Source organism: Vibrio rumoiensis 1S-45, from assembly GCF_000286955.2.
Classification (GTDB): Bacteria; Pseudomonadota; Gammaproteobacteria; order Enterobacterales; family Vibrionaceae; genus Vibrio; species Vibrio rumoiensis_A.
This window is the reverse complement of sequence record NZ_AJYK02000115.1, coordinates 73,565-88,038: the sequence shown is the minus strand read 5'-3', so window position 1 is coordinate 88,038 and position 14,474 is coordinate 73,565. Positions and strand designations below refer to the sequence as shown.

Annotated in this window: 10 protein-coding genes; 2 read left to right on the top strand and 8 right to left on the bottom strand. The window is 42.8% G+C overall.

Annotated features, from left to right (window positions below; translation table 11 throughout):
* Positions 1-146: 146 nt before the first annotated feature.
* Positions 147-1,439, bottom strand: coding sequence for a glutamate-1-semialdehyde 2,1-aminomutase (hemL, locus tag A1QC_RS15220; RefSeq protein ID WP_017023784.1), 1,293 nt, complete (start codon positions 1,437-1,439; stop codon positions 147-149).
* 399 nt (positions 1,440-1,838) lie between these two features.
* Here hemL and erpA point away from each other — a divergent pair, with 399 nt between their 5' ends.
* Positions 1,839-2,180 carry an iron-sulfur cluster insertion protein ErpA gene (gene erpA, locus A1QC_RS15215; RefSeq protein WP_017023783.1) on the top strand — a complete coding sequence of 114 codons (342 nt, stop codon included), beginning with the start codon at positions 1,839-1,841 and terminating at the stop codon, positions 2,178-2,180.
* Positions 2,181-2,259: 79 nt separating this feature from the next.
* On the opposite strand, the gene A1QC_RS15210 is transcribed toward erpA, so the two are convergent.
* Positions 2,260-3,546, bottom strand: coding sequence for a peptidoglycan DD-metalloendopeptidase family protein (locus A1QC_RS15210; protein WP_017023782.1), 1,287 nt, complete (start codon positions 3,544-3,546; stop codon positions 2,260-2,262).
* Positions 3,547-3,684: 138 nt separating this feature from the next.
* On the opposite strand from A1QC_RS15210, the gene tyrS reads away from it, so the two are divergent.
* The gene (tyrS, locus tag A1QC_RS15205; RefSeq protein WP_017023781.1) at positions 3,685-4,872 is read left to right on the top strand and encodes a tyrosine--tRNA ligase; all 1,188 of its coding nucleotides are present in this window, start codon (positions 3,685-3,687) and stop codon (positions 4,870-4,872) included.
* Between the two features lie 116 nt (positions 4,873-4,988).
* Here the strand turns inward: tyrS and A1QC_RS15200 are convergent, their stop codons facing one another.
* The 6 genes from A1QC_RS15200 to gltB form a co-directional block, all read right to left on the bottom strand.
* Positions 4,989-5,609: a TRIC cation channel family protein gene (locus tag A1QC_RS15200; protein WP_017023780.1), complete on the bottom strand. Its 621-nt coding sequence runs from the start codon at positions 5,607-5,609 to the stop codon at positions 4,989-4,991.
* A 104-nt stretch (positions 5,610-5,713) separates the two neighbouring features.
* Positions 5,714-6,544 carry a helical backbone metal receptor gene (locus A1QC_RS15195; protein WP_017023779.1) on the bottom strand — a complete coding sequence of 277 codons (831 nt, stop codon included), beginning with the start codon at positions 6,542-6,544 and terminating at the stop codon, positions 5,714-5,716.
* A 76-nt stretch (positions 6,545-6,620) separates the two neighbouring features.
* Positions 6,621-7,316, bottom strand: a complete 696-nt coding sequence (gene mtnN, locus A1QC_RS15190; protein WP_017023778.1) for a 5'-methylthioadenosine/S-adenosylhomocysteine nucleosidase — start codon at positions 7,314-7,316, stop codon at positions 6,621-6,623.
* An 86-nt stretch (positions 7,317-7,402) separates the two neighbouring features.
* Complete coding sequence (locus A1QC_RS15185; RefSeq protein ID WP_241796618.1) at positions 7,403-7,792, bottom strand: DUF1499 domain-containing protein; 390 nt, start codon at positions 7,790-7,792, stop codon at positions 7,403-7,405.
* A 185-nt stretch (positions 7,793-7,977) separates the two neighbouring features.
* Entirely contained in the window at positions 7,978-9,447 is a 1,470-nt protein-coding gene (locus A1QC_RS15180) for a glutamate synthase subunit beta (RefSeq protein ID WP_017023776.1), read from the bottom strand.
* Positions 9,440-13,984 carry a glutamate synthase large subunit gene (gltB, locus tag A1QC_RS15175; protein ID WP_017023775.1) on the bottom strand — a complete coding sequence of 1,515 codons (4,545 nt, stop codon included), beginning with the start codon at positions 13,982-13,984 and terminating at the stop codon, positions 9,440-9,442. Before gltB ends, A1QC_RS15180 begins: the two co-directional genes overlap by 8 nt.
* Positions 13,985-14,474 lie beyond the last annotated feature (490 nt).

The window sequence follows — 14,474 nt, the reverse complement described above, 5'->3', positions numbered from 1 at the left end:
CTGTTTTGGTGGTGGTAAACTGGCAATAAAAAAGAGCATCGATATAAGTCGTATGCTCTTTGATTTATGAGCGATACCCTTCGTACTTGAAGTTACCGTTTTGTTGGCTATATACCCTAAGTGACCGAAGTATAGAGCAGTGCTATTTACTTATCTTGTGCCATGATGGCAAAACAACGCTCTGCGGCTTCAATGGTAGCTTCAATTTCACGTGAAGTGTGTGCAAGTGACATGAAGCTTGCTTCAAAAGCAGAAGGCGCAAGGTAAACACCGTGTTCTAACATTAAGTGGAAGAAGCGTTTAAACTGCTCAATATCGCACTTGGTCACATCTTCATAGCAAGTAATGGTTTTTTGCTCAGTAAAGAAGAAGCCAAACATACCGCCAACACGATTAACCGCAAAGGGTATCTCGTATTTTTCAGCCGCTTTTTTCAAGCCTTTGGTTAGTTGCTTAGTACGCTTAGCTAAACGGGCTTCGTTTTCTTCACCGCGTAATTCTTTTAAACAAGCCAAACCTGCAGCCATTGCAATTGGATTTCCTGAAAGCGTACCCGCTTGATACACCGGACCCGTTGGAGCAATAAACTGCATAACATCTTTACGTCCACCAAATGCACCTACTGGCATGCCACCACCGATGATTTTGCCTAAAGTCGTGAGGTCTGGTTTGATATCGTAATAATCTTGTGCGCCACCTTGTGCCACGCGAAAGCCCGTCATGACTTCATCAAAAATAAGCAGTGCATCATGTTGGTCACAAATCTCACGTAAGCCTTCAAGGAAGCCTTCAACAGGAGGAATACAGTTCATGTTGCCAGCAACCGGTTCTACGATGATACAAGCGATTTGATCTTTGTTAGCATTAAATAACGCTTCTACTGAATCGAGATCATTAAAGGTTGCCGTTAGGGTATGTTTAGCAAAATCAGCGGGAACACCGGGAGAGCTCGGTTGGCCTAATGTTAACGCGCCAGAACCAGCTTTAACTAAGAGGCTATCCGCATGACCGTGGTAGCAGCCTTCAAACTTTAGAATTTTATCGCGGCCAGTAAAGCCACGAGCAAGACGAATGGCACTCATGGTTGCTTCTGTTCCAGAGCTTACCATGCGAAGTTGTTCCATTGATGGCACCATTTCTGAAACTAGCTCTGCCATCTTTATTTCTGTTTTGGTTGGTGCGCCAAAACTTAACCCACGTTCTGCCGCTTTGATGACCGCATTGCGCACCGCTGAGTTATTGTGACCTAAGATCATTGGTCCCCAAGACCCTACATAATCAATATAAGCTTTACCGTCGGCATCAAAGATTAAGGCTCCATCGGCACGTTCAATAAATAATGGTTCGCCGCCCACGCCACTAAAAGCGCGAACAGGAGAGTTAACGCCGCCAGGAATGATTTTTTGTGCTTTTTGGTATAGTTCAGCAGATTTGCTCATGGTCTATCCTTAAATAGTGTATTACTACTTGGCAATCGTATTTGAATCAAAGTGAGGGTACGATTGAGATATATTTTGATGATGCATTGTAACTAAGTTGAGGTATTTTGCACTTACTTCGGGGGGGATTTTCACATTAAGCTCAATATCTTCCTCATTTCAAGATAAGAAAAGTGCTACAGAATGTGTGAATAAGGTTCACTATCAATAAGAAATGATTATTGAGTAAATCTAATTTACGCTTAACGTAGATGAATACTTGAACGATAAGGTCAGGTATTAGATAATCATTTCATCTAAAACCATTTCTTAATCAATTGAGCGTGGTTTCTACCCAAGTTAAACATATCAAGTGAGCATTGAGCTGGCTTGGTATTAACGCTAATGAGAGAGGTCGTCATGAGCGATGAGCAATTACCGCTATCTTTTTCGGATACAGCAGCATCCCGAGTGAAGATATTGATTTCGGAAGAAGAAAACCCAGATTTGAAACTTCGTGTATACATCACCGGTGGTGGCTGTAGCGGTTTTCAATACGGTTTTACTTTTGATGAAAAAGTGAATGAAGGCGACACGACCATTGTTAAGCAAGGTGTGACCTTAGTGGTTGATCCTATGAGCTTGCAATACCTAATCGGTGGAGTTGTGGATTATACGGAAGGGCTTGAAGGTTCTCGCTTTTTTGTGAATAACCCTAATGCAACGACCACTTGTGGCTGTGGTGCGTCCTTTAGCGTATAAATGATAAGTTAGGTCACTAGCGTAAACGGTACGAACCAACTTGGTTAAAAAGCCCAGATTACTCTGGGCTTTTTTGTTTTTATTCTTTGGCAATCAATAAATGGTTATAGCGTTTTAATTTGGCCAGCTCTTTAGAGGCTAAACGAATAAAATCATCTTTTTTCTTACCTGTTAGTGATTTTGATTGCGGTAAATCGACAGTACGTGGGTTTTTATGTATGCCATTGACTAAGAACTCATAATGTAAATGAGGGCCAGTCACTCGGCCTGTTCCTCCTAGAGTTCCCACCGTATCGCCTTGTTTCACTCTTTGTCCCGTATTCACCAAGCGTTTTTTCATGTGTAAGTACTTAGTGATATAGGTGCTGCTGTGGCGAATAAAAACATAATTACCATTAAATTGGTTGTACCCTGCTTTTTCAACCACACCGTCACCGGCTGCCCATATTGGAGTGCCGACTGGAGCAGCGTAATCGGTGCCTCGGTGAGCGGCAATCTTACCTGTGACTGGGTGGCGTCGTGTTGGGTTGAAGTTAGACGTTACACGGCGAAAATCAATCGGTGAGCGCAAGAAGGCTTTTTTCATTGCTCGTCCATTTTCATCGTAATAATTGCCATCTTCAGGGTTGTAGATAGCTTTAAAGGTGCTGCCTTGGTTGGTGAATACCGCGGCAATGATATTACCTCGCCCAATTTTTCTGCCTTCTACAAATTGTTCTTCATATAGCACTTCAAAATGGTCGCCTTCTCGGATGTCGAGTGCAAAGTCAACATCCCAACCGAAAATTCCCGCTAACCCCATGATTTGGTTAGCACTTAAACCTGAGGTGATTGCCGCATTCCAAAAGTTTGACGTAATGGTAGCTTCTGCATAATTGTAGTGAAGGTTGATTTCTTTTTTCTCAATATGCGATTTAAAGGTATCGTTTACTTTACTAATACGAAAGGATTCATAAGATGAAAGCGGGCGAATGATCTGAGTTAATTCATGATCGCCATTAAATCCAAAGCTTAATTTATCGCCAGGACGCAGTCGAGATAGCTGAGATTCAATCTCTGTGTTGGTAGTAACCAATTGATGCAATAATTGAGGAGATAAGCCGATGCGATTAAATAGGGTTGCCGCGCTTTCTCCTGATTTTACGCTGTAGTTTTCCCACGTTGTAAATGCGCGAGGTGGGTCTTGGTGTGTCACAATATCGCTGGGGATTGCCAATGGATAGAGTTTGCCAACTTTTAAGCGTGGCTCGTTTTCTGCTAGATCGTCGATATCAGGAAGAGCAAAGATCACCACGATGGTTAAGGCGCTGATAAAACTGATCAGTATTTTATGAATTACAGGTAATTGATTGATGAATGCTTTCATGGTCTAAAATTTTCGCGTGAAAAGGCAATTATTCGCCTGAAAAAGAAGATGAGTAAGTCTAACTGGTTTCCAAAAAGGGCGCTATTGCGTATCATGTCTTGATACACTTTTTATGCCTAATTTTTGGAGAAAACCTAAATGGCGAGTATTGAAGCAGCACTGGCTGAGATAAAGCGCGGTGTGGAAGAATTAATTCCTGAAGAAGAACTAATTGCAAAATTAAAAGAAAACCGTCCTTTACGTATTAAGCTAGGTGCCGATCCAACGGCTCCAGATATCCATTTAGGCCACACCGTGATTTTAAATAAATTACGTGCTTTTCAAGAGTTAGGCCATGAAGTGACGTTTTTGATTGGTGACTTTACTGGTATGGTTGGTGATCCTAGCGGCAAAAACACAACGCGCCCTCCTTTAACTCGTGAAGATGTTCTAGCTAATGCGGAAACGTATAAACAACAAGTTTTTAAAATTTTAGACCCAGCTAAAACGAAAATTCAATTTAACTCTGAATGGTTAAATGAATTAGGCGCAGCAGGTATGATCCGCTTAGCATCCAATCAAACGGTTGCTCGTATGCTGGAACGTGATGACTTTAAAAAGCGTTATGCCGGTAATCAACCGATTGCTATCCATGAGTTTATGTATCCATTACTGCAAGGTTACGATTCAGTAGCGATGGAAACGGATGTGGAACTTGGCGGTACTGATCAGAAATTCAACTTACTGATGGGTCGTGAACTGCAAAAAGCTAATGGTCAAAAACCACAAGTTGTGTTGATGATGCCTTTGCTTGTCGGCCTTGATGGTGAGAAGAAGATGTCTAAGTCTGCTCATAACTACATTGGGGTCAGTGAAGCACCAAGTGAGATGTTTGGTAAAATCATGTCGATTTCTGATGTATTGATGTGGAGCTACTATGAATTGCTTTCATTCCGTGCATTAGAAGAAATCGAGCAATTTAAAGCAGACGTGGCAGCGGGTAAAAACCCACGAGATGTGAAAATCTTATTAGCAAAAGAGATTATCGCTCGTTTTCACGGTGAAGCAGATGCCGATGCCGCAGAACAAGAGTTCATTAACCGTTTCCAAAAAGGTGCGATGCCTGATGAAATGCCTGAGTTTGAATTTGAAGCAGGTATGGCAATTGGTAATGTGTTGAAAGATGCCGGACTAGTAGGCTCAACATCCGATGCGATGCGTATGATCCGTCAAGGCGCGGCTAAGATGGATGGCGACAAAATTGAAGATACTAAGTTTGTCCCAGAATCAGGTACTGCGGTATACCAAGTGGGTAAGCGTAAGTTTGCTCGTATTACGATTAAGTAAATCAAGGGACTAGAGGGAACCTCTAGTTTCTAGGCAGTAAAAAAGCGAGATTCCTTGTCTATTATGATTCGGAATCTTGCTTTTTTATGCTTTCAAGAATTGAAAACTAAGAAGTATTACCCTTTTAAATGCAAGGTTGGTAATGATAAGTGCCAACGAATAGCGGCAAGTCGAATGCTTAGAGTCGTGACGACACCCAATAAGAAAGAGGACTGGCTGCTGATGCCAAAGTAAAGAGAGGTGGTATGGACGATCCCTCCTGCAATACAAGCAATAGCGTAAATTTCACTACGCAGTACCATTGGGATTTCTCGTGCCAGTATGTCGCGGATAATGCCACCGCCACAGCCGGTTAATACACCCATAATGACCGCAATCATCATAGAATCTTGCAGCCTCATGGTCTTTTCAACACCAATTCCCACAAATACAGCTAATCCTATTGCATCGCACACCGGCAAAATATACCAAGGTAATTGTTTCGGTTGCTTCACTAAAAGTAAGGTTGCAAGGCAGGTGAGGAAAATGACCCATAAATAATTATTGTCGACGATCCAAAATACCGGAGTTGCTCCAAGCATCATGTCTCGGATAGAGCCACCACCAATAGCGGTAACACTGGCTAAAACGATCACGCCAAATGGATCCATTTTTAAGCGTCCGGCTAATAATACCCCTGAAATGGCGAAAATAGCGGTACCAAATAAATCAAAGCAATACAGTAAGCTAATGTTCATTGAATTTGGGTCTTATGGATAATTAATAATAGGCCAGTCTAATAGGCGCAGATTTTACGGATAAACACTTTGAAAGCAATATTGATTGAATAAAAGTATGCTTATTATTTCTGTGGTTTTTTTGAACGTACGGTATCCAAATAATGGCATACTTGATCGATGGCTTTTAAACTTCTCATGGTTGGGCGATTGATCCAATTTGCATTTAATGACCAGATAAATTGGTGCTCTACTGCTGGAATTTGTGTCCAGTTTCGCCATTGAGCATTTTTCGCTGTCTCATTATTCGTGGTAAATATTACCTCTGGCTTTGCGGTAATCAGTTGCTCTAACCCTACTTGTGGATATGGCGCCGCAGCATGGCTTAATATGTTTTTTCCACCGCAAACGCTAAAAATATCACTTGGCCAGTTTGGTTCACTTACTGAAATGATGGGCTTTTGACTTAATTGAAAAAAGTAACGAACTTGCGTAGCGTTTTGATATTTGTCGCGTAATTGAGTTAATGTTTTTTGAAAAAGCAGCGCATTTTCTTCACCTATCGTTGGGTCTTCAGCCCATTGGCTCAATCGTAAAATAGTATTTGGTATGTCATCTAAACTTTGAATAGAAGAATAAAGAATAGGAATACCAAATTGAGACAGTTGCTGCATTTCACGAGTATAGGCGCTTTTTGACCAAGCTATCACCAAATCGGGTTTAAGCGCTAAAATACGCTCTAATTTGATGCCTTGATAATTTGCGACCGTTTCTATTTTTTGTGCTTCCTCAGGGTAATCACTGGCTTCACTGACCGCGATAATTTTTGAACCTAAACCTGCGGAATACGCTAATTCGGTAGCATGCGGTGAGAGGGTGATAATGCGTTGCGCGATAGGGTGTGCGTTCACTGCGATAGGTAACAGGCTGACAATAAAGAGAAGGAGGAAAGGCATTCCTTTTGTATCCTTTGTTGAAAGAGAAGATCAATGGCGAACATCATCGCCATTGATAATAAAAAGCAGGTTCGACTTACTTCATGTGCCCTAACATGTTAATCACCATTTCTGATGAACGCTTAGCGGCAAGTGGCAAGAATTCTTCAAAACTCATCGGCGATTCCTTATCTGCCACATCAGAGATGGCGCGAACCACAACAAATGGTTTACGGAACTGATGGCATGTTTGAGCGATAGCTGATGCTTCCATTTCTACTGCGATCACATTTGGGAAGTGCTCGCGGATAAAAGCTTGTTTTTCAGGAGTACAAACAAAAGCATCACCAGTACAGATTAAGCCACGTACTGAGTGAGTATCTGCCATGTTTGCAGCGGTTTTTTCAACGATATCGATTAAGGTTGGATCGGCAGCGAAAGAGGCTGGTTGGCCCGCCATTTGCCCGATTTCATAACCAAAAGCTGTCACGTCAGCATCGTGGTGACGAACTTCGGTTGAAATAACAATATCACCTAAGTTCAAGCTAGAATCGAACCCGCCAGCAGAACCGGTATTGATGATCACGTCAGGGTCGAAGCACTCAATAAGCAAAGTTGTACCAATACTGGCAGAAACTTTGCCAATACCAGATTGAAGTAGAATGATTTTCACACCGTTGATAGTGCCAGTGTAGAAGGTGCAATTTCCCTTTGTGGTGCTTTCACAACCAACTAAAGTTTCTTTTAAAATGGCGACTTCTTGCTCCATTGCTCCAATGATGCCTACTTTCATAACTTTGTTTCTCTATTTTATCGTGCTAAAAGATGGCGTGATTGTAGCACAAGGATATTTTGCTTTACTAAAAAATACATAACGAGTTAGGTGGATGTTTTTAGTAGTTTTGCTTCGATTAACTTTTGGCGAAGTTCTTCCGTGCGCTTTTTATTAATGCCAAAGTCGGAGTATCCGGTTCGTGATTTTGAGCGAACTTGCAATACATCACCTTGCTTAACGATATGCAGATCATCAACAAAGCGAAACACCAAGCTGGTGGATTCAAGATGCAATGTGGTGTCTGTTTTCTTGACCGTTTTCGTTCGGGTTAAGCTCTGTGCTACTTTTTCTATATCATCAATAGAAATAGTATCGGAGATGAGGTGAAAGGGGGCTATTTGATAGTCGCTTCTCAGCTCTTGAGTTGAAACACAATTGGGTTTGGAGCTGCAAAGTAAAGCGGGTGTATTCTGGCTTGCGTCTTGATTATCCATGGCTTGGCTCTGACTACAGCTAATAAATAATATAAAGATAGCTAAGGTATTGAGTTTTCGCATCTTTGATAGCCTTTTATCGAAATATATTTTATTGATACGTGATTTGTCTTTTATAGGATCAATAAAAAAGCCCCGAATAAACGGGGCTTTACCAGTACAACTTATAAACTCTATTTAGAGAATTAAGCTGACTTCATTAATGAATCAGCGCGAGCTTCTAAATGAGAATTACCCATTAGATAAGCATCGACTTCACGAGCACATTCACGACCTTCGTTGATACAACGAACAACCAGTGATTGACCTGTACGCATATCACCAGCCGCAAACACGCCTTTTTGGTTGGTTGCATAACCATTGGTTGCAACATTACCACGCTCATCAATTTTGATATCAAGCTGCGCGAGTACACCAGTTGGTTCTGGGTGTAAGAAGCCCATGGCTAAGAAAGCCTTAGTACAAGGGATCACACGCTCAGAGCCTGCTACTTCATCAAATCCAGGACGTTCACCTGGTTTTGCATCTTGCCATACGATGTCGGCGATACGTAAACCGGTAACATTACCTTGCTCATCACCAATAAATTCTTTGGTGAGGATATTCCAATGACGCTCACAACCTTCTTCATGTGAAGATGTTGTTTTCATGATCATTGGATATTGAGGCCAAGGTTGATTGTTTGGACGTTGACCCGGTGGTACTGGCATGATCTCAACTTGAGTAATGCTTGCTGCACCGTGACGGTTAGAGGTACCCACACAGTCAGAACCGGTATCACCACCACCGATCACCACAACATGATCATCTTTCGCATGAATTTCTTCACCTTTAAGATCCATATTGTTGGCGCGGCGGTTATTTTGGCCAAGGAATTCCATCGCAAAATGAACACCTTTTAACTCACGACCTGGGATTGGTAAATCACGAGGTACGGTTGAGCCACCAGTTAACAGGACAACATCAAATTCTTGACGCAATTGCAAAGCATTGACGTTAACACCAATGTGAGCATTGACTTCAAATTTCACACCGGCTTCACGCATGATATCGATTTTACGATCAATCACATCCATGCTGAGTTTAAAGTCAGGAATACCAAAGCGCAGTAAACCACCAACTTTCTCATCACGCTCATAAACCGTAACTGAGTGACCGGCTGCGTTTAATTGCTCAGCGGCCGCTAAACCAGCAGGGCCAGAGCCTACGATAGCAATAGTTTTGCCAGTACGACTACGTGGTTTACGTGGTTTGGCGTAACCTTCTTTATAAGCACGCTCTACGATGTTTTTCTCAATATTACAGATAGTGATTGGATCTTGGTTAATACCAAGAACACACGCTGTCTCACAAGGAGCAGGGCATACACGACCGGTAAACTCAGGGAAGTTGTTGGTACTGCTTAAAATATTCCAAGCTTCTTCCCAGCTGTCACGATACACGGCATCGTTAAATTCTGGGATGATGTTACCAATTGGACAACCGCTATGACAAAACGGTACACCACAATCCATACAGCGAGAGGCTTGAGTATTGATCTTGCCACCAAACTCCTCGTCTAGTACGAACTCTTTGTTATCTTGTATACGAACACTTGGGTCAACTTTCTTTGGAAGTTCACGACCATGTTCTAAAAATCCAGTAGGCTTACCCATTTACGGCCTCCAACTCTTCCTTGTTTACGGCTTTTTTGCGTTTTTGCAATACGGCTTTGTAGTCGCGTGGCATGACTTTTACCATGCTCGTTAGATGGTTATCAAAATCAGCTAGGAATGCTTTTGCTACCGTACTTCCTGTGTACTCAACATGCTTAGTCAGCATATCTTTTAGCAAGGCTTTATCTTCTGCTTCAATTGGATCTAGGTCGACAAGTTCAGCATTTAGCTTCTTATTGAAGTCGCCATTCTTATCCCATACGTACGCAACGCCGCCACTCATACCTGCGGCAAAGTTACGACCTGTTGAGCCAAGGATAATCGCAGTACCGCCAGTCATGTATTCACAACCGTGATCACCGACACCTTCAACCACAACATGCGCACCCGAGTTACGTACACAGAAACGTTCACCTGCCATACCGCGAATAAAGGATTCACCCGAAGTTGCGCCGTAGAAACAAACGTTACCTACAACGATGTTATCTTCTGCCACAATTGATGATTTCACATCTGGGTAAAGCACAAGTGTGCCGCCAGATAGACCTTTACCCCAGTAATCATTTGCATCGCCTTCGACTTCAAACTTAACGCCTTTGGCCAAGAATGCACCGAATGATTGACCCGCAGACCCTTTGAACTTCACGTTCATTGGTTGTGGTAGACCTTGGTCTTTATACACTTTCGAAATTTCATTCGATAGCATAGTACCTGTACTACGGTCGGTATTGATGATTGGGAATTCAGCATCAACCGCTTCACCTTTGGTGAGGGCAGGTTGTGCCACTTCAATCAATTGGCGATCTAGAACCGCTTCTAAACCGTGATTTTGTTGCTTCTGGTTGTAAATGCCATCTTCAGCACGAGGTGGTTGAATATGCAGAACAGGAGAAAGATCCAAGTTCTTATATTTCCAGTGTTGAATATCATCACGCACTTTCAGTTTGTGAGATTGACCAACCATCTCTTGAATCGTACGGAAACCAAGTTCAGCCATGATTTCACGTAAACCTTCTGCCATGTATTGGAAGAAAGTCACGACATCTTCTACGCGGCCATCGAAACGCTCACGTAATGTTTTGTTTTGTGTTGCGATACCCACTGGGCAAGTGTTTTTATGACACTTACGCATCATGATACAACCTTCAACGACAAGCGCTGCGGTTGCCACGCCCCATTCTTCGGCACCAAGTAATGTTGCCATTGCAAGGTCGCGAGGGGTTTTCATTTGGCCATCAGACTGAACCACGATACGGTTACGTAAGCCGTTTTTCAGTAATGTTTGGTGTGTTTCCGCTAGACCCAATTCCCACGGCAAGCCAGTGTGACGAATTGAAGACATTGGCGATGCACCAGTACCACCATCAAAACCTGCGATAAGTACGACGTCTGCTTTTGCTTTCGCAACACCAGAGGCAATGGTACCGACACCGGCTTCCGATACTAGCTTCACGTTTACGCGGCTATCACGGTTGGCATTTTTCAAATCGTAGATCAGCTGAGCCAAATCTTCGATTGAATAGATATCGTGGTGCGGTGGTGGCGAAATTAAGCCAACCCCTGGAGTCGAGTGACGAGTCGCCCCGATCCAATCATCCACTTTATCACCTGGCAGCTGACCACCTTCACCTGGTTTTGCGCCTTGAGCCATTTTAATTTGCAGCTCATCAGCGTTGGTTAGGTAGTAAGAGGTCACACCAAAACGACCTGATGCAATTTGTTTAATCGCAGAACGTTCCCAGTCGCCATTGGCTTTCTTCTCAAAACGAACTGGGTCTTCACCGCCTTCGCCTGAGTTTGATTTTGCGCCAATGCGGTTCATGGCAACAGCCAGCGTTGAGTGCGCTTCGTGTGAGATAGAGCCAAAGCTCATTGCACCGGTTGCAAAGCGTTTTAAGATGCTTTCAATTGGTTCTACTTCTTCTAGAGGAATAGAGCCTGCTGGGTTTTTAATGAAGTCTAGTTGGCTACGCAATGTGGCTGCGTTATCGCCTTGATCATCAACCGTTTTCGAATATTGCTTAAATTGAACGTAATCTTTATTACGAGTCGATTGTTGTAGCAATGAAATCGTTTCAGGGTTGAATAAGTGTTTTTCACCACGTTGTTTCCATTGGTAAACCCCACCCACGTCCAGCATTTGCAGTGGAATTTCGCGAGTTGGGTAGCCCACACGGTGACGGATCAACACTTCACGTGCGATGTCATCGATGGTTAAACCTTGGATACGAGAAACGGTACCGGTGAAGTACTTATCGACCACAGATTTACTGATACCAAGTGCCTCAAAGATTTGAGCGCCATGGTAAGACTGCAGCGTTGAAATACCCATTTTAGAGAAAATTTTCAATAGACCGGCATTGATGCCTTTGCGGTAGTTATTGAATAAATCTTCGGTAGAGACTTCAGGGTCCAGTTTTCTCTTCTTCTGAAGATCAACAATGGTTTCCGTCACTAAATATGGGTTGACTGCGTTCGCACCGTAACCGATTAGGGTTGCAAAGTGGTGCGTTTCACGTGCATCTCCTGTCTCAACCACGATGTCACACTTAGCACGTAAACCTTTACGGATTAAGTGGTGGTGAACCGCGCCCACTGCAAGCATGGCAGGGATAGCCGCGTGGTTAGAGTTGGTGGCGCGGTCTGTTAGTAGAATGATGGAGTAACCATCAACCACTGCGTCTTCCGCGTATTGGCAAATACGTTTCAGCGCGCGCTCTAACTTACCGGCTTCATCGGTTGCACGGAATACGATATCCAGTGTTTTAGCTTGAAGGTGCTCGTTATCAATCGCACGCAATTTCTCTAGTTCATCATTCGATAAAACAGGAGACTCAAGTTCTACTTTACGGCAATGCTCTGGTGTTTCAGATAGCAAGTTGTGGTCACGACCTAAATAGGTATTAAGTGACATCACCATACGCTCACGGATCGGATCGATTGGTGGGTTGGTTACTTGCGCGAACAATTGCTTAAAGTAGTGAGATAAATGCTGTGATTGATGCGATAGAATAGCGAGCGGCCAGTCTGCACCCATTGACATTAATGGTTCATAACCAGTTTCAGCCAAGACATGAATGATCTCTTTCACTTCTTCAGACGTGATACCGAAAGCTTGCTGATGTTGCAACAAACGAGCCGGTGATGGCTGATGATGCATGTTGTCGGCATCGGGTAGCGTTTTCAGTGTCAGTAAGTTATCCATTACCCATTGCTCATAAGGCTGAGAGTTAGCAATGGTGTCTTTTACTTCTTCATCTGAAATGATGCGACCTTGTTCTAAATCGGCAACAAAGATACGACCTGGTTGTAAGCGACCACGGTATTCAATGTTTTCCGGTTCAATTTCAACGGCGCCAGATTCCGAAGCCATGATTAAGAAATCATCTTTGGTGACGGTATAGCGTGATGGACGTAGACCATTACGGTCAAGCGTAGCACCTACTTGAACACCATCAGTGAAACAGACAGACGCTGGGCCATCCCAAGGTTCCATGATGTTAGCGTGGTATTGGTAGAAGGCACGACGTGCTGGATCCATGTTTTTGTTTTCTTGCCATGCTTCAGGAATAAGCATCATTAGAGCATGTGGCAAGGTACGGCCAGAAAGAACAAGCAGTTCTAATGCCATATCAAAGTTCGATGAATCTGAGCCATTCTCTGAACAAATCGGCAATAGCATGTCGATTTCAGCTTGTGAGAATAGGTCTGATTCTAAGATAGCTTCACGGGCTTTCATCCAGTTAAGGTTGCCACGTACGGTGTTAATTTCACCATTGTGGGCAATGTAACGGAATGGTTGAGCCAGACGCCATCTTGGGAATGTATTGGTTGAGAAGCGTGAGTGAACTAAAGCAAGCGCCGTTACCATGGTTGGATTCTGAAGATCCAAGAAATATTGAGGTACTTGATCGGTCGTTAGCTGGCCTTTGTACACAAGTGTCTTATACGATAGTGAGTTGATGTAGAAATCATCACCAATATTCGACACAGATTCTAAACATACGCGAACCGTGTAATTACGTAGAACATAAAGCTTACGCTCAAGTTCTTCTGGAGTCATGCTTGCGCCACCAGAGATAAATACATGTTCGAATTGAGGTTCAGTGCTCAGTGGATCTTCGCCAATCATTGAATTGTCGACGGGTAATACACGGTACCCTAAGATTTCTAAATCTAGGCGGTTGGCATTACGCTCTAAAATATCGCGACATTGTTGACGCTTGTGTTCGTCTTTTGGAAACAGAACAACACCTACGCCATATTTTTCAAATGACGGAAGTTTAATGCCAAGCTTAACGGCTTCTTCTAAAAGAAATTCATGAGGTTTTTGCAGCAGAATACCTGCGCCATCACCGCTACAAGGATCGCAGCCTTGACCGCCACGGTGTTCCATGCGAGCTAGCATATCGAGGGCTTGTGTTACCACAGCGTGAGATTTGCGGTTTTTTAAGTGAGCAACAAAACCGATCCCACAGGCATCATGCTCCAGCTCAGGAGTGTACAATCCTTGTGTACTTTGCTCTCTACTTACCATAGATACATCCTTCCAAGTTAAATGGCAGTTATTGATAAAACGTCTATGCTTATCGAATAACTACTTTGTCCTTTTATTTACTTATAATCTCCAACTTACCTCGACATTGCTCGATCTTGGGTAAGTGTGATTCCTTTCAACTATTCGCAGAAAACTATATGCGAAAAAAGTTATTCCTTAGTTCCATTCACTATTAAAGTCAAAACATCCAGTTTTTCATTTCAATATGGTCCGGAAATCTAGCGATTTATATTTGCGCTCAGTCGTGATGATCATCACGAAAAAGACAACATCGTGTAAGTATCCTACATTTTTGTACTATGTAATTCCAATTAAACTTCACTTTAAATTGATAAAAACTTCATCTCTTTTGCATATTAACAGGGTAAAACCACGCTTAAATGCGAATAATATGCTGTTTTTTTGAATGTTTATTTATTTATTGGTTTTAAGGTAATAGTTTTGACGGCGGTGTGGAAACCTTGTAAAT

Excerpts from the sequence above, each read along its gene's own strand:
- A1QC_RS15210 (WP_017023782.1), bottom strand. The coding sequence starts at position 3,546 with ATGAAAGCATTCATCAATCAATTACCTGTAATTCATAAAATACTGATC.
- A1QC_RS15185 (WP_241796618.1), bottom strand. The coding sequence starts at position 7,792 with ATGGATAATCAAGACGCAAGCCAGAATACACCCGCTTTACTTTGCAGC.
- A1QC_RS15195 (WP_017023779.1), bottom strand. The coding sequence starts at position 6,544 with ATGCCTTTCCTCCTTCTCTTTATTGTCAGCCTGTTACCTATCGCAGTG.
- tyrS (WP_017023781.1), top strand. The coding sequence starts at position 3,685 with ATGGCGAGTATTGAAGCAGCACTGGCTGAGATAAAGCGCGGTGTGGAA.
- mtnN (WP_017023778.1), bottom strand. The coding sequence starts at position 7,316 with ATGAAAGTAGGCATCATTGGAGCAATGGAGCAAGAAGTCGCCATTTTA.
- hemL (WP_017023784.1), bottom strand. The coding sequence starts at position 1,439 with ATGAGCAAATCTGCTGAACTATACCAAAAAGCACAAAAAATCATTCCT.
- erpA (WP_017023783.1), top strand. The coding sequence starts at position 1,839 with ATGAGCGATGAGCAATTACCGCTATCTTTTTCGGATACAGCAGCATCC.
- gltB (WP_017023775.1), bottom strand. The coding sequence starts at position 13,984 with ATGGTAAGTAGAGAGCAAAGTACACAAGGATTGTACACTCCTGAGCTG.
- A1QC_RS15200 (WP_017023780.1), bottom strand. The coding sequence starts at position 5,609 with ATGAACATTAGCTTACTGTATTGCTTTGATTTATTTGGTACCGCTATT.
- A1QC_RS15180 (WP_017023776.1), bottom strand. The coding sequence starts at position 9,447 with ATGGGTAAGCCTACTGGATTTTTAGAACATGGTCGTGAACTTCCAAAG.